This is a genomic window from Pseudovibrio japonicus (assembly GCF_014651595.1).
Classification (GTDB): Bacteria; Pseudomonadota; Alphaproteobacteria; order Rhizobiales; family Stappiaceae; genus Pseudovibrio; species Pseudovibrio japonicus.
In genome coordinates, this window is record NZ_BMXE01000010.1 from 77,553 (window position 1) to 97,473 (window position 19,921).

The following is a 19,921-nucleotide window of genomic DNA, read 5'->3' on the forward strand; positions in this document are numbered from 1 at the left end:
TTCATAACTCAAAACCACTTAAATCACGCTCCTTTGTTGGACTGCCATATAGGCATCCGATTATACCCTGCTGTACCTAGGACATTAGACTTGGTTATGGGAAACGTCCTATGTTTCAGAGGAAGGTCTAGACCCTGATGTCTTGCCCTATTTGATGTTCAGCATATTCTTCGTTGTCTTCCTCAGGTTCAGAAAAAAGTAACCCTAAATTTGGACATCGGCTCTAAATAGGTAATTTCCGATTGCTTTGTCGTTTGTTCGTTGCGACGCATTTTAGAGAAATAAAACAGAGTTTTGGGGCGGTATGGAAAATAGAAAGATTAGAGTTGGCATATTATTTGGAGGGAAATCTGCTGAGCATGAGGTTTCTCTACAATCTGCAAAAAATGTGGCAGATGCAATTGATCGAAATATTTACGATGTTGTCCTTCTTGGTATCGAAAAGTCAGGCCGCTGGCGCTTCCTAGATCAGGCTAAGTATCTCCTGAATGAGAATGACCCCAAGCGCATATCGCTGAACAAGGAAAACCAAAAGAGCGTCACACTTATCCCGCAGAGCGGTGGGGAGCTTACTGATGTGGAAACAGGGCAAGATCACTCCGCTGTAGATGTAATATTTCCGATTCTTCATGGCCCATTTGGCGAGGATGGTGCAGTACAGGGAATGCTCAAGTTAGCTGGAGTTCCTTTTGTTGGTGCAGGAATTCTCGGTTCAGCAATTGGTATGGACAAAGATGTCATGAAACGGCTTATGCGGGATGCAGGCATCCCGATCTGCAAGTTCTTGGTTTTCAGGCAAAACGATCAGTTAGATTTTGACGAGATCGTCAATAAGTTAGGACTTCCTTTCTTTGTAAAGCCAGCAAACCTTGGCTCGTCCGTTGGTGTGCATAAAGTTACCGACAGAACGTCATTCTCCTCCGCTATCCAAGATTCATTCGGCTACGACAACAAGATACTTATCGAAGAATTTGTAAACGGTCGAGAGCTGGAATGTGCAGTTCTCGGCAACCGGAACCCGTATGCGTCCGTCGTCGGCGAAATTATTTCCATTTCCGATTTCTATTCGTATGAAACTAAATATATAGATGAAAATGGCGCGAATTTGGAGATTCCGGCTGCCATTGACGATGAAACCAGCGATCGCGTACGGGAGTTGGCCCTTGAAGTATTCAGAGTGCTGGAAGGTGAAGGACTAGGTCGCGTAGACTTTTTTATGAAGGATACCGGCGAGCTGATCGTCAATGAGATTAATACCCTTCCGGGTTTCGCCAACATAAGCATGTATCCTCGGCTGTGGGAGGTTAGTGGTTTGTCCTATACCGATTTAATCAGCCGTTTGATTGAACTTTCGATTGAGCGTTTTGAGAAATTAGAGAACCTAAAAACATCATTTTGAAGTCACAGAAAACCCACGAAACCCTTCCGGAGTTGCCCCCCTATTGCAGGGGGGCGCGCCGTAATAGCATGTTTGACTTCCTCCTTAAATGGACTGTTGGGCTGGGCGTTCTTCAGTGCTTTCAATTTCGCCCTTAAAATGAATGCATAGTTCCGAGCCGTCCTCTCGAAGACAACTAAGAAACCAGCCGTTATCGTCCATGCGCTCAAGGTGCATGCCGCCATTCGTAACAACTCCTTCGAGATTGCCTTGATCGTCGTAGTCAACTCGGTTCTGCATTCTTGCTCCTTTTATAGACTATGCCGCCTTCCGTGCTTTGCGGCGAAATTCAGCTTGTTGGGCGTTCTTAAGTCGGCGTGCCCAGTCTTTCCAAAGTGCTTCCAAATCGTCGCCTATACGGTAGGACTGCCCCGTTTCGTGAATATAGATCACAGCATCGCCAGCGAAGATTCCATTTATCAGTTCACTTGCAAGGTTCTCGGTCCATCCAAGACACAACGGATCTGCGAAAAACACGTGAACCTGTGGGCTCTGATAAGCTTCAAAGTAAGCAATTAATCGCTGTCTTCTCTTGAGCAGGGACGCCCAATTTGTAGAGCGTTTGTTGGAAACGTCATCAACAAGAACGCTTGGGAAGCTCTTCCCATCAACTGTCAAATCTGGGATGCCCCAAGCTCTTGCAGCCTCAATCTGGTCTTCCAAACTTGGAAGGTATTTATAGCCGGTTATTAGCGCCATTTTGGCTACTTCATTCTGGACTTTTACTACCAACTTCCCCGCCTCACGCTTTTACTACATCTGCTACTTTTGCGATTGTTTTTCGCGTCGAATGCGCGCGTCACAGCGGTCTTTCAATTCTTTGATAATTGAATTGTAGACGTCAGCCGTAGCTTTCTTGGCGACCTCAGCCCTTTCGAGCTTCTGGCGCTCTTTATCTGTCAGGTAATCTCTCCAGCTCATATCTATGTGTACGCGATATTATTGCGTACTTCAATTCGTTTTTTAGTACGCAATATATTGACGTACTAAGGTAGTGATAATATAGTTATCTCAACATCATATTGAGATGCGATAAATTTCACAATGAATGTGAGAGGGTTGGTTTTTAAAACTCTGACATTGCCGCTGAGGTTTGACATGCTTGAAAGATTAGAACCGAAAAAATCTATTTTCGCTGACACATGGGAACTGCGCGTTGAGGGAGATCCAGATGGTGCAGTTGCTACAATGCTTGATGAGGCGGAAGCCCGCGAGATTGCTAAGCGTTGCAACGATTATCCTGAGTTAAATTCTCTTCGAGAAGTAGCGAGTGCTGCAAGTGATTTTGAGCTAGCCCACCGTGATGCTGAGTTCGCTGCAGCGTCAGGTGGACTGGATCATTTTGCGCAAGAGCTGAGAACGTCACTGGGCAAGTACTTTGAGTTTTTTGGCGAAGAAGATTGCCGAAACATACCAGTCTGAGAAACGCCGCTAAGAGGAAATGAAATGGAAGGCGTAAAACCAGTAGCAAAGCCGCCTCTGCCCTCTGTGATTAAGAAGCCGCTTAGCCCGCTTCAGCAAGCAGAGCTTAGGAAGTTGAATGCGGAAGCAGAGATGGCCGAAATTCTTCTGGCTCGCATGAAGGGAGAGTGCATCCCTTTTAGCCGACTTGAGGAGTGCCTCGAAAGCATTGATATGGGTGTCGGATTTATGCCGAAAGATACTCCTCATCAATACGCCAAAGGCGCTGAGGATGCCTTGAAAGAGGTGCGAAAGGCGATCGCAAAATTTAAGTCCTGAAACTCCGATTTTGAGAAAGTGATTATGAGCAATTCAATTGAACGAGTTGGCAAGATTGCAGATCGCTTTAAGTGGTGCATGCACGTTGTTGGTCCTGATGATGTGATCCCCGCTGAAAGCTATGCAGCTGCCCTTAAAATGGCTGATGAGCATAACGCCCATTACATAGCTTCAATGGAGCGTACAGACGTTTGTACGGTTGCTGTGCCAGCTATTTGGCCGTGGTCTGAGGAGGACCACGCAGAGCAGCTTTCAAAGCAATCCAACTAGGGCCAATTTTTAAGAGCTCTGGCGCTGCACTTGGGAAACCATAGAAGCCAGATCCGACGCCGAGGACAGCTAGGCGCGGAGGTGCCCGTAAGAACCGGGGGGCGGTGACTGAAGACAAACCCGCCATTTATGATCCAACAAAGGCCGGTAGGTGAGAATGACAGATACGCAGCTTAGTACAGAGGGTTTGATTGCTGCTGTTTGTGCGGTGAATGAGTGGCAAACGTATGGTGTGCACCGTCAAGTAGCTGAAAGGATTGTTGCAGGAAAGCCATTAAAGGACAGTCATCAGCAGCGATTGGAAGCTGCAATCTCTGCTTATCTGACGCATGAGCAAGCGAGTGCAATTTTCAATGACGATAAGCTGGACGCCTTGATACGGCGGGCTGTCGGTTTATTGCAGCGCCAGCGAGATCTGCTGCACGAGCATTGGAAACCCATCATGCAGAATGAGGCTGACAAGCAGGAGGAGTGTGTGGATCTGACGAATAATTCGATTGGATTGCTACTGGATGCTTTCGATCTTCTGAAGCCCCAAAAGCAACAGTCCTGAAATGGCCGGTGAGTGAAATGCCTAAAGTGCTTGATTTGTTCAGTGGGATTGGAGGCATGACGCTTGGCTTACAAGAGGCGGGCTATGAAACGGTTGCCTTTTGTGAAATTGAGCCATCAGCGCGTTTCTTGCTCCAACATCATTGGCCCAATGTAAAGATTTACGATGACGTTACCGAAGCTGAATTTTCAGAACCCGTGGACTTGGTTGCGGCAGGTTTCCCCTGTCAAGATATCTCACAGGCAGGGAAACGCGCCGGAATTACCGGAGAGCGTTCAGGACTCTTTTGGGCAGTCCTACGAGCCGTTTGCATGGTGGGACGGCCAAAGTTGCTCCTGGAGAACGTGGCAGCGTTGCTTGGTCGAGGGATGGGAGATGTTTGTGGGGCCTTGGCCGAGATCGGGTATGACGCGGAATGGAATTGCATTCCGGCGAGCGCCATTGGTGCCCCGCACAACCGGGACCGCAACTGGATTGTTGCCGACCCCATCGGGGGTGAGCAATCACGGCAAGAACCACGTAGCTGGACGGTTGGACGAGTGGGGGGGCAGCAGCAACCCTTTCCGTGGGACCAAGGATGGCGGGAAGCACTTACCTCGTTTCGAGGAATGGATGATGGGGTTCCCAGATCGGTGGACAGAACCGATGGCCTGCGAAACGCAGTCGTCCCGCCGCTCGTCGCGCAAATCGCAAAGCAAATCTAAGTAGTCCAACAAACTCCGATTTGTAGGAGGTGAGTGATGACAGCGATGCGAAACGACATTTGGCGCGATCTAATGGAGAAGCGCGAGGAGCTGATCAAGTCTATAGAGGCGGCACATGCGTCACCACTACGCGACTTCACAGAGGGCGACCGCCGTGAGTGGCAGGATATTGAGCACGCTCTGGACTACTCGCCTCAGCGGTGGGCAGACCAGCAATCCAACTAAGGCCGGAGGGTAGATTATGGGGAGAATGAAGACGTACGGGGTCACTGTTTCGGGTTTTCCGGAAGCTGTATATTCAGCGCTAACCCCAGCTAAAGCGCGGGTGCAGGCTTGGTACGAGTACACCTCAGCGTTTGAGTGCACCTTCAAAGAGTTTTTGAAGATTTCGACCCTCCGGCGTTGTGATGTTCCCGAGAAGGATGGTTACGGATATGTGCGCCGCTCTTACGGTGTTGACCCGAAAATTGGTGGGCGAGTCCGCCTCATAAATGAGGGGTCTAGTTCAGGCTGTGAGGGTGAGGTCGCTTACCCCGGTTCCTCAACCGCTCATGTGCGCGTCTTACTTGATGGGCGTGACAGTTCGGTGTGGGTCCATCCCAACAACATACGGTCCATTTAATTCCAATTTGTAGGAGGTGAGATGGAACAGGGCTTCACAGTGCATCACCGCAATACGCACCACTGGGACATTACAGGCAAAGATGGCCGAGTTTTTCGTCTTCGTGGAGAGCCGGGTGGCTACAAGGTTTTTGACGAGCGTGAGCAGATGTTTCGCCAAGAGGGTTCCGTGACGGATTTTCCGTCGCTGCAAATGGCAATGGGCTTTGTCTGCGCAGAGCTAATGAGTGAACCGAATTTACAGCAGTCCAACTAGGCCGCAATTTGAATGAAGTGTTGACGTGGACACATTATTACAGAAACGGGGAATTTTCTTACCCTGCAAGTCTGATCTGCTAGCGTATTCTGCATCAATGAAGGGTGGAAAATTGATCTTGAGCGTCGCATAGCTGGTTCCCAGAAATCCGGAGGCCGACGATGAAGGTGAATCCGTGATGGTCGAGCTTGGCGAGCATCTTTCACAGTTGCCTAGCAACTCCGGTGATGAGAATTTATGAAAATAAGTACATGTCCATTTTGCCAAATCGACGACACTCAAAAGGTTGTCGTTAATAAGGAGGGGCGCATTTGGGTTTCCCACGTTGAGTGCCCTGCCTGCGGTGCCCAAGGTCCAGTGCACTATGATGCTCAGAGTGTTGATAGCGCGAAAGACGAGGCCATTTTTCTTTGGAATGATCGTCCTTCCGAGAAACTCCAATATCCCCGCTCCCCTCCAAATTGGTAGAGGCGAAAAAAACTCCTGAAACTATTATCTTTTACTGGTGTGACGACTCCCTCGTCCTTCAGGGCGAGGAGACGTCACTGACAAGTGCTGCAACACATTGGAGGACACATTATGGACAAGGTATTAAAGGGAACTGATGCTGAGAAAATCAGGCAACTGAAGGATGCTGCAGAAAATTGGGAAAAGGCTGGGGATACGCGTGCAGAAAATGCCAAAGCGGAAAAAAACGACGCTGCCGCTAAGCGCGGAACAAACAAGAATGGCGAGGCGGGTGATGCTGAAGACCGTTCCGCCGATGAGGAAAATAAGGCCTCTGATAACTATTCCAAGGCAGCAAAAAACTGGGATAAAATAGCTAAGTCTTCAGGTAACCAAGCAGAAATAGAAAGCGCTGAAAAAAAGGCTAAAGCCGCTCGCCAAAAAGCCAAAGAAGCGAAGGAGCGGGCAGCGCAAGCTCATGAACGCGCCGGTACCGATCATGGAAACAACAACGACGGTCAGAAAAAGGCTGCATCCTTGGAGAAGGCCGCAGTGGAGCGCGAGGAACTAGCCGAGGGAAATTTTTAAGTATGCAGCCTCCCATCAACCAACTGTTTTTCACTCTGCCACAAGGCAGTCCTAAACAGTCCGATTAGTTAGAGGTGGGAAGGAGAGAGGTGCGTGGTTGAAAAGAGTTGGTTTCGGTCAGTGTCTCCCTCTTAGGGTAAGCTTTCATCGTAAGCCTCTTCGGCAGCAAATACCGCCTCTTGCTTACTACCTCTATACCCACTTGCAATTTTCACTGGTCCTCTGGTTACGATAAATGACTAAAGGCTCACATCGCTCTGAGATAGCTTTCTTACGAAATCGCCGATGCGGAGATGCTTCTGGAAACTACTGAACCGTTTAACGAGGCGGGCAAGTGGATTAGCTCATCAACCCGACAGCAGTACGACCGGGACCAAATGTGTCAAGTTTAACGTTCAAAAAATAAACTAGCATTGAACAGTGCTGATACACTATAGCCGAAGTGTCGTGGATCTTGAACAGCAACATATAGAGAAGCTTTGGAAGAACGCTACTTACAGCTTCACAAACACCTGCAAAATCCCATTCTTAACTGAGTGCTGTTTTTCGTTTAGATATTATCAATATACCGTGTAGCGAAAGTCTCATCTACGACTGAACCGTTGGAAACCTCTGATGTAGCATGGCCCTTAAGGCATCTGATAGCTTTTGAATTAGAAACTGTTTATGTTGAGGTAAGTGTTTTGCATAGACTGCCATGTATTCAACGGTTGGGCGTGCTCCACGTTTTAACTTAAAATCTGCCGCCCCAGAACTCATATTGTAAGATAGACCCTCCTTAATTGCTACGTCATGCGCAATCCAGCTCAATATGCGATAAAGACCCTTATCTTCTGAGTTTGAAGCGTCGTAACCCGCCATCGGAGCGCAAATTTTGCCATTACTACGGAAGGTACAAACCCAAGCTTTTAAGTGATTCATGTTATCAAAGACTCCATACATATCAATCACTTCTCTTTGAACCATTTCCTTGAGGAAGAGGGCTGTATACTGCGGGTTCAAACGGGAATATTTTTCTAGGTACAATTTATTGTATAGCTGTTCAGCGCGCTCAAACTCAACTTCTGAAAACGTTTTGCCGCATCGTTGGGTAAACCCAGTTTTTCTAATGAGGCGACTGTCTTTTTTGAGATTTCTGGGTGTCGGTGTGTTTTTGCTCAAGGATTGAATGTAGACAATGCGGTTCGGCAACATAACGAAGCCAGCATTTCTTAATGTAGCTAGAGTTTCAGGGTCCTGAATAGCATTTACTGACCGCAGGACGATAGCATGATTTGGGCGCTTACATGAGGTTTTTTGAATAAACTCTTCCAGACTCCGTTCAGAAAATACTGGCGTGGGACACGTGGAAAGTAGCCAATTATTGACCTGGATTTGACGTTCCAATCCTAACATATCCATAGCAACTCTCGCGATGAACATAGTCGGGATCTTCATAACGGATTGTAGCGGTTCTTTTAGGCCATTAAATGGATTTTTTTGAGCAAAGGTATAATCAATATATGCGGTTTTGGGGGATACAAAATAGTGATTTTTGTTTGATCGGCTATCGGAGATGGTCACTGGTATTTTAAGCTGATCAATCTCTGTTAGATCGACTTTAGCAGTTAAGTTCCTTATTAAATTTTGCGTGGGATGAGATTGAAATATTTCTGTAAAATGTTCTGACTTTGATAGCATTTTTTAGGTTGACCCGATGCCTTTGATAATTTTCTAAAATGAAACTAACTACGAATGGTATTGTAAGACGTGCGAACAAGTGCAATATCAAAAAGCGGCATGATTTTAGCTGCGAAAGAGGTAACTAAGTTCAATACTCATAACCTAAGATGAAACTTAGACTGAAAGACAATGCAAGTCTCCGTACGAATTACATTGCCCGTGTAGCGTATCTTATAAATGAAATTGTATTCAATAGTATATGCATCAATTTCTTCATTCGGTGATGAAAATAATTCATTATTGACTAAGATGTATACAGTTTATAGCCTAATAAATTACTTTATATAGAAAATAAGACTTAGATTGTTGTATCTCGCTAAGAAATGCAAAATTTAGAAGATCAGCTGTGTTCCTAACAAAACTTGTTTGGATTGTGGTCATGAAAAAACAAATGGCTTATTCTATTTTATTTGCAGTAATTGCTGCCTCTTTCGGTGTATACATCTTTGTTGAGATGCCACATGAGCGGTATGTGTCAAGTATATATGTATTTTTATTTAAATTGATGCCATTTATCTTCGCTTCAATAAGTATAAGCCTGTTGGATCGTAATTTCATTCGAAGTCTAAATCTCCATTTTGTCGCAGTGATTTTTTGTTTCCTGATTTTCTTTGCTGTTTACGTGCCAAAAATGTTCTTTGACGTAATGGTAGGTGAAGGGAAGAATGTATACTACCTTACACTTATCATTGTGCCGTTCATTATTCTGTCGCTTTCGCTAGCTTATCGAATAGGAGGCGGTTCTAGTGGCAATACACTTCGATTGTCATTTGCTCTATTATTGATAATGCTTTCTGGCATAGAAGATCTTGCATTTTTTATTGTTAATACGCATGAAATTGGAGCGTTCAACCCTGTGCCCGAAGTATGGCATTGGGTGTCTCATATCGAGGTTCGGTTAGGCCACCCGCCAAGCAAGTATGAGGTCTACGCCTTTATCATAGGACACTTTGCTCTGGCCGCATTTGTGCTTTTTTACCCTTTTCGTTCTGTTAGCCGCTTGAAGCCCATTTTTGGAGTGCAGGAAGCGTGATGGGCACCCGTCGGCTTAATCCTTCTCCTTTCGCACACATCAAAGTTATTGTTACCTGTGTTCGGTACAGAATTGCGCATGCGGTTATGAAAAGCCTCTCCGAGGCTGGAGCAAGAGTGATTGCAGGTGACTGTATTGACAGGCCGATTGGTAGGTATTCGAACTACTGTGACCAATACTTTAAATATAGCGATCCGTTCGATGACCCAGAAAAATTCGTTCAGGCTATAATTGCAAAAGCGAAAAGTTCCGGCGCAAGCCTCATTGTACCAACTTTCACGGAAACCCAGATAATTGCAAGATACCAGGACCGCCTTTTAAAAGAGGGGGTTAGAATGATACTTTCTCCAAGTGAACTCATTCAATACGCTGATGACAAGGCTGCGATAACCAAGCATGCGCAGAAGCTAGGATTGAAGGTCCCGCCTTCCTGGTACCCAAAGTCAATATCGGATGTGCACTTGTTGCAAGCCGAGCTGCCTTACCCTGTAATCATAAAGTCAAAAGGTGGAAAAGCGGGTGAAGGGCAAAGGATTGTCCAGAACTCTGAACAACTTATCCCTGCATACTTGGATCTGGTCGATGAGCTAATGCCATCTGAAGAAACGTTCCCCTTTGTCCAGCAATTGGTGAAAGGAATGAACATCGGTGCGGCTTTTATTTTTTTTAATGGGAGACAACAGGCTTCCTACAGTTTTGAAGTTGGAAGAACATTCAGGCGGGTTCACTCCATCGACAGGCGCAGCGTACGTCATAAGAAGGCAATTGAGGATGGCAGGTGCTTACTGGAAGATTTGAATTGGCACGGCGTGGCTCAGTTAGACTATATCCTGGATGCTGAGACCGGAGTTCCTTATCTGCTTGAGATTAATCCAAGGTTTTGGGGGTCTGTTAGCAATGCGATTGAAGCAGGAGTAGACTTCCCAAAGGTCTTATTGCAGTTAGATCAAGGTGATGTTTCACCGATTTCGAGACCTCAAAAAGATGGCATACGGTCCATCTGGTTTTACCCTTATTTGCTCTCAGCTAGCCAATCACTGTTTTCCGGTAGGTTTCGTGAGTTTTATGCTCACTTGTTTAATCCGTTTAGCAGTCATATCCGATTTGATGATTTATCAATCTCTGATTTGAAACCGACCCTCTACGAGCCCGTGCTTGGATTGCTCAATGTGCTGCGTACCGGAGGCTTGGCGCTAGACACTCGAAAAGAAAAGGGAGGACCGTGGTTGTGACGGATGGTTCCACCCTACAAGCTGCATACGTGAATAAAGGAATCCGCTCCAGAGAGATTGCGGTTGTTATCGGAGCTGGCTTTTATGGCTGTACGCTTGCTTTAGAGCTGGCGCGTTACTACCAGTCGGTGGTTTTGATAGAATCCGAAGAAGCGATTATGTGCCGGGCGTCCTATCACAATCAAGCGCGTGTTCACATGGGGTATCATTATCCGCGCTGCCTGAAAACGGCACAAAGTTGCCGGAGAAACTACCAGCAGTTTTTGAACGAATTTCCTGACACCATAGAACACTCTTCGCCATCTTATTACGCAATTGCCCAAAAAGACTCAAAAGTCACAGCGCAGGATTTCGAGGAATTCTGCCAACGCATCGGAGCACCTTTACAACGATGCGATCTTAGAACGGCTTCTGCCATCGCACCGTATGGCGTCGAGCAAGTATATAAAGTTGTAGAGGCGTCTTTTAATGCCTTTAAGCTGCGCCGAGATATGGCAAGTAAATTGCGGTCTGCGAATGTCAAAACAATGCTCAGTACGCGCGCAGTACAAATTTCGAAAACCAATAGTTCCTATAGCGTTTTAGTTGAACACTCCAATGTAAGTTCAAGCCTTCCTGCCGATGTAGTTTATATTTGCGCTTATTCGGATATAAATCGGCTGCTGATGCGAAGTGGGATGCGGACTGTGCCCTTGCATCACCAGCTTACCGAAATGAGCTTGTTAGATAGTTCCAGTAAGCTCCCTAACATGTCATTGACGATCATGGACGGACCGTTCTTTTCGCTGACACCATTTCCAAGCCTCGATTTGCAAGTATTATCGCACGTTAGTTATACGCCTCATTTTGTTTGGTTGGATGAGGGTGGAGAAAACCTGCCAGATAGTAAGAAAGTACTGGCGTCCTACCCCAAAAGTAACAATCGGAAGATGATTTTAGATGCGGGGCGCTACTCACCCGCAATTGGAAATTCAGTGTATCTGGAGTCTTTGTGGGCAGTAAAAACTATGATCCCAACCCAACAACACAACGACGGACGTTCTGTATTATTCCGTGAATGTGATGAAGCTGTCTATGCTGTTTTAGGAAGCAAGATCGACAATATTTTTGACATGCGCTCGATGCTGAGAAGAAGATATCAGGAGTATATATATGCATGATAATTCTTTTGTTTCGATAGTTTTCCCTTTGACTACCTTTAATGAGGCCGCAGAAAGATCTATTGTATTAGCAAGTCAACTTATTTCGGAGCAGTATGAAGACTACGAAATAATTCTAGTTGATGATCACCTGGATTTACGATCTGAGGCGAAACTTACAGATCTTACAGAAAAGCATCATAATTTCCGAAATATCCGTCACGGACGTTCATATGGACCGGAAGCTTCTGTAGTGACAGGGATCAACCATGCGATCGGTAACTATGTAGTCGTTTTCCATCCTGAGCAGGACCCTGTGGTAGCCATTCCAGAGATTATTTCTTTTTGCAAACTCCGAGCTGATATCGTGTATGGAGTTGATAAGAGCCAACGAAAAAGAGTTGGTTTTTCTGGGTATCTCAGCGACATATATTATTGGTACCTCAGTCGTTTCACCGACCTTCGCATTCCGCGTTATCATACAGGCCTTCTTTGTTTAAGCCGCAGGGCTGCATCGTCATTTAAGCGGCTAAATCACACCTCCGGAAAGCTTGTATTTTCAAGTAGCCTCAGCAATCTTAAAAGTTGCAGTTTTCATTACAAAGTCATTAAACGAACCGAGCCTTCGGTGGTTGACGCGATTGGTTTAGCAACCGATACAGTCCTGGAAAACTCAGTTCATCCTTTGAAGTTGCTACTAAGCGCCAGTCGTGGCCTCATAGGAATAGCAGGAATTCTATTCTTATTCTTGTCGTGGCAAATAACAACGATACCTCACGAGAATGTTTTCTTTCCCATGTTTATGGGCGCATTATCTGTTGTCTTGCTATTTTCTGTTTGTATGTTGGTTTTACTAGCAGAATACATGCTTCGTTTGTTTCTGCTCCTTCGCCCTAACTCTTCGAATATTGTAGAGAAAGATCGGCGTAGTTCGATCATGTTAAATCCTGATCGGTTGAATGTCATCATAGAGAGGGCGTCGAATGACTAACCTATCCGGCATTCCAAACTATGAGGTCAAAGAGTTCGCGGCAAAAAAAGCTCGTTACTGCCTATGCATATTTGTACTCAATGAAGGTGCTAGAATCCGAAAGCAGCTAAAACGGTGCTCTAAGATCAGTGATACGGTCGACATCATCATTGCGGATGGTGGCAGCACAGATAACTCACTTGATCCCTCGTTTCTTTTGAACCAAGGCGTCAGAACACTTCTGACCAAGGCAGAAACTGGGCGCCTTGGAACCCAGTTGCGTATGGCAATGCACTATGCGCTAGAGCAAGGGTATCAGGGCGTTGTCACGATGGATGGCAACAATAAGGACAATCCTGAACACGCCCTTAGGTTTCTGAGTGCGCTCGACGAAGGATATGATCATGTTCAAGGGTCTCGTTATATAGCGGGTGGGAAAGCCATCAACACGCCGATCCTACGCAACCTGGGCATTTGTTATGTACATGCACCTCTAATTAGCTTTGCGGCAGGTTTCCGCTACACAGATACAACGAATGGTTTTCGTGCCTACAGCAAGGCTCTTTTAACTTCGGATGATATTGCTTTGTTCCGGCCAATTTTTGTGGGCTATGAATTACATTATTACCTAGCTATTCGGGCGGCTAACATTGGAATGAGGGTTAAAGAGGTTCCAGTGACTCGGTCCTATCCCCGTTACGAAAAGACACCCACAAAGATAACGCCAATCAAGGGTAATCTAACGATTATTGTCAAACTGCTGATGGCAGTACTAGGACAATTCAACCCACCAAAAAATTCGGCAGACAGGGCAGCTTCATGAAATCAAGAGCCTTATTGGGTTATACTGGGTACGTCGGCAGCACACTTCGTCAAAGTAATCACTATACTGCCGTTTTTAACTCCACGAATATTCAATCAATTGATGGGAAAGAGTTCGACCAAATCATCATAGCTGCAGCTCCAGCTGAAAAGTGGAGAGCCAACCAGCATAGTGTTGCAGATCTGCTGAATATTGAGAAACTAATTGGGCATTTGAAACAGGTAAGTGCCAGACAGGCAGTCCTGATTTCTACTGTCGATGTTTATCCCGACCCTATTGGTGTGAATGAAACGAACCAGATTGATGCTGATCAGAACCATCCCTACGGCCGTCATCGCTTATTGTTAGAAAGAGAAGTTGCTGGACTGTTTGCCACTAAAATAATCCGTCTACCGGGTCTGTTTGGTAATGGGTTAAAGAAAAACATCATATTTGATTATTTAAATGACAATCAGATTGAAAAAATAGACACCCGATCCCAGTTCCAGTTCTACAATATGGCCCGCCTTGCATACGATATCGAGCGTATCGTGGAAAATGACCACATGTCTGTCGTCAATTTGACTGTTGAACCTGTCAAGGCCGCACAAGTTTCTCTTGCGTGCACTGGCAGGGAACACAAAAATCATCCCCTCAAAGCTCCACCGCGATACGATGTGAAATCAATCTACGCAGAACAGTTTGGCGGAAGAAATGGATATTTCTACTCCGCTAACGAATGTCTAACGGACATTGCTGCTTTTTCAAAAGTGCAGAGGGAAAATGCCTGAGAAATTATCTGTTTCGGCAATCGCATGGCCTGCAAATCGTGAATTAGAGTTTGCGAAATTATTGGAGCAGAACGCAATCCAAGGTATTGAGGCAGTTCCACACCGCGTTCTTAATTCTGGCAAGACAGCTGTCGCCTACAAACGTTTTTGGGCGGAGCGCGGTATACAAATTTGTGCAATGCAGGCGCTGTTATATGGTGCGCCTCCATTCCACCTTTTCGGGGGACGGGAGCTGCGCGACAAAATGACTTCCTATTTAAAGATGGTCCTTCAAATGGCAGGGGAGTTAGAAGCAAAGGCGCTGGTATTTGGCTCACCAAAACAACGCATACGCGGTGCTCTCGATCTTGATCAAGCTATGTCGATTGCGGCGGATTTTTTCCATACACTTGGCGAGTATGCCCTGCAATTTGACACAAAAATTTGTATTGAACCGAATCCGGAAACTTATGGCTGTGATTTTGTTACGAAGGTCTCTCACGCAGAGACACTCGTAAATAAAGTGGGAAGCGCGGGTTTTGGATTGCATTTGGACGCGGGTGGAATGTTCCTTTCTAAGGAAAAGCCAGAGAGCTGTCTTAAGGCTCTTGGCAGTAAAATCTGCCACTTCCATATAAGTAATCCAGATTTGGATCCGATACACATCACGGTCCGTGATTTGGAGCAGCACCATTTCAAATGTGCGGATTCTCTAGCGTCCATTCATTATGATGGGTGGCGCTCAATTGAGATGAAATCTACGCCAAACATAGATCGCGACTTGATCTCAGCTATCAATTACGCCCGCGCCATCTACTACACAAAAAGTAAAAGTCTTGGGCGGGTTCATTGAACGAACATTCCTTTTCAAAAGCACTTCAAAATGACTTGCTGTCCAGTCCGGGAACCAAACTTACGTGGTTGTTCTTGGGAAGTGTTGTTTTTCGCGTGGTTTCCGCTCTCACAACAATAATGTTGATCTACTTTTTGACGGCTGGAAACTACGGTGAATTAATGACTGTCGTTTTCTGGTCTCAACTCATCGGCCTTGTTTCCAGTGCAGGCCTCGCAGATCTAATCATAAAACGTCGAAGCATGTATTCTATGCCGGATACAGCAACTCAAGTTCTGCATGCTTGGGCTATTGCAATTATTCTTGGAGCAACATTAGTATTTTTTCTTTATGTTACATTGTTGAGGAGTACTCTTAGTCAGGAAGCGAACACGGTCTTTTTTTTATGTGCGAGTTCGAGCATATTTCTTGCGATGAACTATATCTCGCAGGGTGCTATGCGCTCGAGCGGTAAGGTGATTACTCAAGCGCAGATGTTAATAGCTGCAGCACTTGTAACGAACTCAGGTTTGGTATTCATTGCTTGGAAGTATCAGAGTCTGCTATTTCTTGGATATTGGTACCTTGTTGCATTATCCATACTTTTTTTGGTTAATATGGCTATTTTGGTACACTATGGCTTATTTGGCATCAGAAAGTTTACTGTCGCTTTTCTAGCTAGAATGCTTCAACAAACCTTGCCTTATGGGATTGTTCAAGTTCTCTACCTTCTTCTACCTATATTGTCTTCAACCATAGTTTTGGTCCACTTTGGAAAAGATGTCGCCGGAAGCAATAATGTGGTCATGGCTCTTTTTATGGCTGCAGCTAACATCGCACTTATTTTGGATCATGCTTTTTTCCCAATGCTCTCAGTGGCAGTGCGGGGAAGGGGACATCTCTGTTCGGCATATTTCCTTATGAGTATTTTTTTAAGCCTCCCTGCTTTGGCTCTATTTGGATTTCATGGTGACTGGATCGCTTCTATCTTCCCTGCAGGCTATACATCAGTAAATAGCATCATAATCGTTTTAGCGTTTCTAATCCCGATTAGGTTTGGCAGCCAATGCTTATCTGTTGTGATACGTCTTGGTGGGTCGCAAAGAATTACGATTCTAAGCTTGTGTGCGGCGGTATCGTTGTTAGGCATGTACGGGCTTTGTATGCGTTACATTCCAACTTTTTCGGAGAAAGTTGAATCTCCAGCGATGGTTTTGCTTTTGGTTGAAGCCAATGTATTTTTAGTGTTGTTGACGGTTACCCATACGATTTTGGTTAAGTCAGCAATCTTTCAAGGTTTAAAGGCAATAACTTATTCAACATCTCTTGCTGGTGTTACCCTGGTTTTGCTTAATAATTGCGGCTTTGTACCTTGGTTCGGAATCTTGATCAGCGGAATGGTATACATCGGAACTTTCGCTCTAAGTGGATCCGTGAAATTAATACGTGATTGCTTACGCTATGAGCTTCAAAGTTGACGCGGAAAGATACTTCGAAGTTTTTTCTATAATGCGTATCTTTTAGGCATATTAACTTCTCTGAAGCTCACAGGATCGCGGTCATCTAACTGGCCTGTTTGTATGGGGCTTGTCTAGCTGAGCATGAGGGATCAACGTTCAGTCAGTTTGGCGAGCGTCACAGCTCCGGGAATGCCTTGGGTTAAGTCGATCCCGGTCAATCTGCCTATCTGGTAGCTTGCTTAAGCCGTGCCAATATGCACAACAGAGAGGAGATAAAGTAGGACATGCCTATTGAGGTGTAAATTGGGGAAAGGTTCCGATCTAAATGGCGATAACCAAGCGTTTTTGTACACCATGCGTGAGGGACGCCGCGTGTCTCTTTTATATAAGTTCGAACGCGTCGATGGGGGGCTTGCTAGACATTCGGTAGGATAACATTATTGTGGCACAAATAACGTCCAGCTACATAACAAACTACATAACATTTTGTCCCTTGCGAGAAATCTGACAAGAAATGTTTATACGTTAACATATTGAAATACATATCAAAATTTCTTTTTTTACGCATGTACTCCAACTTCTCAAGAAATCCCTCCGTGTCCGCCATTTCCCTAATGTGCTGATTTATAGTTTTGATTGAAAATCAGCAGCTTAGTACCCCCACCACTTTTTCATAGATGGCAGAATGGCCAGTTTTGTAGCACAATTTCTGCAAGCGGGTTCCGAAGCGCTTTCAGCAATATGACCCGCGCGAAAAAGTTCTGACCTCTCTTCACACCGATAGCCGCGAAACTGCATTGCGTAAAATGGGGAGAGCTGTTTGATGGCCGCGTGCCAGCTGCTGAGGCTTGGGCAAAAGGTGATCCAGAGCGCCGGATTTTCCCTTGAACACCATCCTTGCGTCTTGGCAGCCTTCAGATCCCATTCAATGCGCCCGCGTAAACGGTGTGCGGTTTACGGGATGCGGCCCCAAATGGGTTTCACGACGCTCAGGACGGCGCCTATGCCGATCTGGTCCACTGGACTGCTCAGATGTAAGCGCAATAAGTCTCAAGCGTAGAGCCTCACTGAGCTCAGTGTTTTTCAGTCCTCAACTCGGCTTTTTTGACATTGAGGAAGTCTGTGGCTGCCTTTCCGAAGGAATGGTTTGAGTATCCTGGTCGGGCTCCCCGATCAGGTCGCGTCCACTCAGGACGTGATTGCTGGCTTCTTGGTGTAGCAGTCAGGTCAGAACAGTGTGGATTTTCTCTTCTGATGAATAATAGTTGCGGGTCTTGCGCCGGATATCTTTGACTGCCTTTTCAGCGGGAGCGCTCGCAGCCTTTGTGTTTTGCCTCAATCCTCACTTCTATCGTCGTGATCATGGGCCTAAACACCCCCTTACTCAAATCCGTAAGCCTGTTCCATAGTTGCTAATGACAGACAGAGCAGACCCATGACCGTTCTTTTGTCAACGGCCTACGGCCTGTGGGGCAAACAAAACGGCAGATGCTCTGAGTAATCCTTACTGAGAAGTCCCGTGGTCAGAAATGTTGGCATCGTCGGACTTTTACGTCTCCTGGCAGACATCATAGTTTTCAGAAGCAAACGCGATCATAGTGCCGCCTCCCTTGTAAGAAAGCCCACGGTACGAACAGCGAGGCGCATCACGCCGTTTTTTAACCGCTGGCCATGTTCACCCCAGCGGTACACGTACCTTCTGTCTACTGCGTCGATAGATTGGGTCTAGGCCTGCGTACCTTACCATAAGTCATCAATGACAAACATTCGCCACTATCGGCGCTATTTGTTCATCGGGCCAAACTGGGAAGACGATGAACAAATAGCCGCAATCCTTTCTAAGGGAGGAACCATGATCTTTACAAAAACAGCTCGTCTACTAACGACGGCAGCCTTCGCCTGTGCTGCGATGCCAGCACTTGCGCAAGAAGTTGAGGTCCTACACTGGTGGACCTCTGGCAGTGAAGCTGCGGCACTCAACATACTGAAGGAAGACCTCGCACGCCAAGGTATCAGCTGGCAGGACATGCCCGTAGCAGGCGGCGCAGGCGAGGCCGCGACGACAACGTTGAAGGCGCGCGTTTCGGCCGGTAACCCACCGGTCGCGGCTCAAGTCTTGGGCATGGGTGTCACCGAATGGGCGACGGAAGGTTCATTAGGCGACATTAGCGTGATCGCAACTGAGGAGGGCTGGGATGCGGTGGTGCCGGAAGCGGTCAAACGTTTCGCTACCGATGACGGCAAATGGGTGGCCGTTCCGGTCAATATTCACCGGCCAAACTGGCTATGGATCAACAGAGAAATCTTCGAAGAGCACGACCTGACACCGCCGACCACCTGGGAAGAATTCAACACCGTCGCCCAGACTTTGAAGGATGCAGGCGTGACGCCGCTGGCTCATGGTGGCCAGCCTTGGCAAGATGCCACGATCTTCGATGACGTGGTACTCGGCCTTGGTGGGCCGGAATTTTATCGTGCAGCGATTCACGAACTTGATCCCGAGGCTCTGGGTTCGGACACGATGAAGGCGGTCTTCGATGAAATGCGGGTCATCCGCGGCTTCGTCGATGACAATTTCTCGGGCCGTGACTGGAACCTTGCAACCGCGATGGTCGTAAACGGCGACGCTGCCATGCAGCTCATGGGTGATTGGGCCAAGGGCGAACTGCTGGAGGCCGGCGTAACACCGGGTGAACAAGTACTCTGCGTTCCCGCCCCGGGAACCGAAGGGTCATACCTGTTCATTACCGACTTCTTCGCATTCTTCGATGTGAGCGAGGAGAACCAAAGTGGACAACAAGCCATGGCCAGTGCCCTGATGTCGCCGAAGTTCCAGGAAGAATTCAACCTGATTAAAGGTTCGATCCCAGCGCGCGCGGACGTGCCTAGCGCGAACTTCGATAGCTGCGGCCAGCAAGCGATTACTGATATTGCGGAGGCCAATGCCAAGGGAACGCTTATCGGCTCACTCGCCCACGGTCATGCCCAGACGCCTGCCGTTCAGCTCGCCATCTTCGACCTCGTGACGGAGCATTTCAATTCCGACATGTCTTCTGAGGATGCTGTTGAGGAACTGCTGCACGCAGTCGAAGCGGCGCAGTTGTAGTTGCGACCACATCCCTCTCAGAACCTCGCAATTGCGGGTGATTATCCTGGGTCTGTGCTTACAATTCCTGATGAGCACAGACCCAGGTCCTTTACAGAGTGTGTTGCGCTCGCCGCACTCCCAGAAAGGAGGCCATATTGGCTCAAGTTCCAGAAGGCGGATCAGCACTAAAGTTCTCGAAATCCAAAGGCGACTGGCTGCGTGACGCGCTTCCAAAACTTGTATTGAGTCCATCGGT

At 46.7% G+C, this 19,921-nt stretch carries 22 protein-coding genes; 19 read left to right on the top strand and 3 right to left on the bottom strand.

Annotated features, from left to right (window positions below):
• Positions 1-304: 304 nt before the first annotated feature.
• Positions 305-1,399, top strand: coding sequence for a D-alanine--D-alanine ligase (ddlA, locus tag IE076_RS20705; protein ID WP_189438700.1), 1,095 nt, complete (start codon positions 305-307; stop codon positions 1,397-1,399).
• 84 nt (positions 1,400-1,483) lie between these two features.
• Here ddlA and IE076_RS20710 read toward each other — a convergent pair whose 3' ends face one another.
• Together IE076_RS20710 and IE076_RS20715 are read right to left on the bottom strand one after the other, a co-directional pair.
• Entirely contained in the window at positions 1,484-1,678 is a 195-nt protein-coding gene (locus IE076_RS20710) for a hypothetical protein (protein ID WP_189438701.1), read from the bottom strand.
• Positions 1,679-1,696: 18 nt separating this feature from the next.
• Positions 1,697-2,137 (bottom strand): hypothetical protein, encoded by a 441-nt coding sequence (locus IE076_RS20715; RefSeq protein WP_189438702.1) that lies wholly within the window; start codon positions 2,135-2,137, stop codon positions 1,697-1,699.
• Positions 2,138-2,497: 360 nt separating this feature from the next.
• Here IE076_RS20715 and IE076_RS20720 point away from each other — a divergent pair, with 360 nt between their 5' ends.
• The 9 genes from IE076_RS20720 (at position 2,498) to IE076_RS20765 (ending at position 6,617) form a co-directional block, all read left to right on the top strand.
• Positions 2,498-2,860 (top strand): hypothetical protein, encoded by a 363-nt coding sequence (locus IE076_RS20720; RefSeq protein WP_189438703.1) that lies wholly within the window; start codon positions 2,498-2,500, stop codon positions 2,858-2,860.
• A gap of 24 nt (positions 2,861-2,884) precedes the next feature.
• Positions 2,885-3,178, top strand: coding sequence for a hypothetical protein (locus IE076_RS20725; protein WP_189438704.1), 294 nt, complete (start codon positions 2,885-2,887; stop codon positions 3,176-3,178).
• Between the two features lie 24 nt (positions 3,179-3,202).
• Positions 3,203-3,448, top strand: coding sequence for a hypothetical protein (locus IE076_RS20730; protein ID WP_189438705.1), 246 nt, complete (start codon positions 3,203-3,205; stop codon positions 3,446-3,448).
• Positions 3,449-3,605: 157 nt separating this feature from the next.
• Positions 3,606-4,001 carry a hypothetical protein gene (locus IE076_RS20735; RefSeq protein WP_189438706.1) on the top strand — a complete coding sequence of 132 codons (396 nt, stop codon included), beginning with the start codon at positions 3,606-3,608 and terminating at the stop codon, positions 3,999-4,001.
• Between the two features lie 17 nt (positions 4,002-4,018).
• Positions 4,019-4,705: a DNA cytosine methyltransferase gene (locus tag IE076_RS20740; RefSeq protein WP_189438707.1), complete on the top strand. Its 687-nt coding sequence runs from the start codon at positions 4,019-4,021 to the stop codon at positions 4,703-4,705.
• Between the two features lie 36 nt (positions 4,706-4,741).
• Positions 4,742-4,930: a hypothetical protein gene (locus IE076_RS20745; RefSeq protein WP_189438708.1), complete on the top strand. Its 189-nt coding sequence runs from the start codon at positions 4,742-4,744 to the stop codon at positions 4,928-4,930.
• A gap of 25 nt (positions 4,931-4,955) precedes the next feature.
• Positions 4,956-5,327 carry a hypothetical protein gene (locus IE076_RS20750; RefSeq protein ID WP_189438709.1) on the top strand — a complete coding sequence of 124 codons (372 nt, stop codon included), beginning with the start codon at positions 4,956-4,958 and terminating at the stop codon, positions 5,325-5,327.
• Between the two features lie 21 nt (positions 5,328-5,348).
• The gene (locus tag IE076_RS20755; protein ID WP_189438710.1) at positions 5,349-5,582 is read left to right on the top strand and encodes a hypothetical protein; all 234 of its coding nucleotides are present in this window, start codon (positions 5,349-5,351) and stop codon (positions 5,580-5,582) included.
• Positions 5,583-6,161: 579 nt separating this feature from the next.
• Complete coding sequence (locus IE076_RS20765) at positions 6,162-6,617, top strand: hypothetical protein (protein ID WP_189438712.1); 456 nt, start codon at positions 6,162-6,164, stop codon at positions 6,615-6,617.
• A 588-nt stretch (positions 6,618-7,205) separates the two neighbouring features.
• On the opposite strand, the gene IE076_RS20770 is transcribed toward IE076_RS20765, so the two are convergent.
• On the bottom strand, positions 7,206-8,297 hold the full coding sequence (locus IE076_RS20770; RefSeq protein WP_189438713.1) for a hypothetical protein: 1,092 nt from the start codon (positions 8,295-8,297) through the stop codon (positions 7,206-7,208).
• Between the two features lie 421 nt (positions 8,298-8,718).
• Here IE076_RS20770 and IE076_RS20775 point away from each other — a divergent pair, with 421 nt between their 5' ends.
• The 9 genes from IE076_RS20775 to IE076_RS20815 all read left to right on the top strand — a co-directional run bounded on the left by IE076_RS20775 (position 8,719) and on the right by IE076_RS20815 (position 19,683).
• Positions 8,719-9,372 carry a hypothetical protein gene (locus tag IE076_RS20775; protein WP_189438714.1) on the top strand — a complete coding sequence of 218 codons (654 nt, stop codon included), beginning with the start codon at positions 8,719-8,721 and terminating at the stop codon, positions 9,370-9,372.
• Entirely contained in the window at positions 9,372-10,604 is a 1,233-nt protein-coding gene (locus IE076_RS20780; protein WP_189438715.1) for a carboxylate--amine ligase, read from the top strand. The genes IE076_RS20775 and IE076_RS20780 overlap by 1 nt, the downstream gene beginning before the upstream one ends.
• Positions 10,601-11,764, top strand: a complete 1,164-nt coding sequence (locus IE076_RS20785) for an FAD-dependent oxidoreductase (protein ID WP_189438716.1) — start codon at positions 10,601-10,603, stop codon at positions 11,762-11,764. Before IE076_RS20780 ends, IE076_RS20785 begins: the two co-directional genes overlap by 4 nt.
• Positions 11,757-12,734: a glycosyltransferase gene (locus IE076_RS20790; RefSeq protein ID WP_189438717.1), complete on the top strand. Its 978-nt coding sequence runs from the start codon at positions 11,757-11,759 to the stop codon at positions 12,732-12,734. Before IE076_RS20785 ends, IE076_RS20790 begins: the two co-directional genes overlap by 8 nt.
• Complete coding sequence (locus IE076_RS20795) at positions 12,727-13,536, top strand: glycosyltransferase family 2 protein (RefSeq protein ID WP_189438718.1); 810 nt, start codon at positions 12,727-12,729, stop codon at positions 13,534-13,536. The genes IE076_RS20790 and IE076_RS20795 overlap by 8 nt, the downstream gene beginning before the upstream one ends.
• Positions 13,533-14,306, top strand: coding sequence for a Rossmann-fold NAD(P)-binding domain-containing protein (locus IE076_RS20800; RefSeq protein ID WP_189438719.1), 774 nt, complete (start codon positions 13,533-13,535; stop codon positions 14,304-14,306). The genes IE076_RS20795 and IE076_RS20800 overlap by 4 nt, the downstream gene beginning before the upstream one ends.
• Complete coding sequence (locus tag IE076_RS20805) at positions 14,299-15,138, top strand: sugar phosphate isomerase/epimerase family protein (protein WP_189438720.1); 840 nt, start codon at positions 14,299-14,301, stop codon at positions 15,136-15,138. The genes IE076_RS20800 and IE076_RS20805 overlap by 8 nt, the downstream gene beginning before the upstream one ends.
• The gene (locus IE076_RS20810) at positions 15,135-16,595 is read left to right on the top strand and encodes an MATE family efflux transporter (RefSeq protein WP_189438721.1); all 1,461 of its coding nucleotides are present in this window, start codon (positions 15,135-15,137) and stop codon (positions 16,593-16,595) included. The genes IE076_RS20805 and IE076_RS20810 overlap by 4 nt, the downstream gene beginning before the upstream one ends.
• A gap of 1,834 nt (positions 16,596-18,429) precedes the next feature.
• Entirely contained in the window at positions 18,430-19,683 is a 1,254-nt protein-coding gene (locus IE076_RS20815) for an ABC transporter substrate-binding protein (protein ID WP_189438744.1), read from the top strand.
• Positions 19,684-19,921: the final 238 nt, after the last annotated feature.

Coding starts and splice junctions, on each gene's coding strand:
- IE076_RS20790 (WP_189438717.1), top strand. CDS start 11,757: ATGCATGATAATTCTTTTGTTTCGATAGTTTTCCCTTTGACTACCTTT.
- IE076_RS20800 (WP_189438719.1), top strand. CDS start 13,533: ATGAAATCAAGAGCCTTATTGGGTTATACTGGGTACGTCGGCAGCACA.
- IE076_RS20795 (WP_189438718.1), top strand. CDS start 12,727: ATGACTAACCTATCCGGCATTCCAAACTATGAGGTCAAAGAGTTCGCG.
- IE076_RS20815 (WP_189438744.1), top strand. CDS start 18,430: ATGATCTTTACAAAAACAGCTCGTCTACTAACGACGGCAGCCTTCGCC.
- IE076_RS20805 (WP_189438720.1), top strand. CDS start 14,299: ATGCCTGAGAAATTATCTGTTTCGGCAATCGCATGGCCTGCAAATCGT.
- IE076_RS20730 (WP_189438705.1), top strand. CDS start 3,203: ATGAGCAATTCAATTGAACGAGTTGGCAAGATTGCAGATCGCTTTAAG.
- IE076_RS20735 (WP_189438706.1), top strand. CDS start 3,606: ATGACAGATACGCAGCTTAGTACAGAGGGTTTGATTGCTGCTGTTTGT.
- IE076_RS20770 (WP_189438713.1), bottom strand. CDS start 8,297: ATGCTATCAAAGTCAGAACATTTTACAGAAATATTTCAATCTCATCCC.
- IE076_RS20745 (WP_189438708.1), top strand. CDS start 4,742: ATGACAGCGATGCGAAACGACATTTGGCGCGATCTAATGGAGAAGCGC.
- IE076_RS20710 (WP_189438701.1), bottom strand. CDS start 1,678: ATGCAGAACCGAGTTGACTACGACGATCAAGGCAATCTCGAAGGAGTT.
- IE076_RS20750 (WP_189438709.1), top strand. CDS start 4,956: ATGAAGACGTACGGGGTCACTGTTTCGGGTTTTCCGGAAGCTGTATAT.
- IE076_RS20740 (WP_189438707.1), top strand. CDS start 4,019: ATGCCTAAAGTGCTTGATTTGTTCAGTGGGATTGGAGGCATGACGCTT.
- IE076_RS20780 (WP_189438715.1), top strand. CDS start 9,372: ATGGGCACCCGTCGGCTTAATCCTTCTCCTTTCGCACACATCAAAGTT.
- IE076_RS20755 (WP_189438710.1), top strand. CDS start 5,349: ATGGAACAGGGCTTCACAGTGCATCACCGCAATACGCACCACTGGGAC.
- ddlA (WP_189438700.1), top strand. CDS start 305: ATGGAAAATAGAAAGATTAGAGTTGGCATATTATTTGGAGGGAAATCT.
- IE076_RS20765 (WP_189438712.1), top strand. CDS start 6,162: ATGGACAAGGTATTAAAGGGAACTGATGCTGAGAAAATCAGGCAACTG.
- IE076_RS20775 (WP_189438714.1), top strand. CDS start 8,719: ATGAAAAAACAAATGGCTTATTCTATTTTATTTGCAGTAATTGCTGCC.
- IE076_RS20715 (WP_189438702.1), bottom strand. CDS start 2,137: ATGGCGCTAATAACCGGCTATAAATACCTTCCAAGTTTGGAAGACCAG.
- IE076_RS20725 (WP_189438704.1), top strand. CDS start 2,885: ATGGAAGGCGTAAAACCAGTAGCAAAGCCGCCTCTGCCCTCTGTGATT.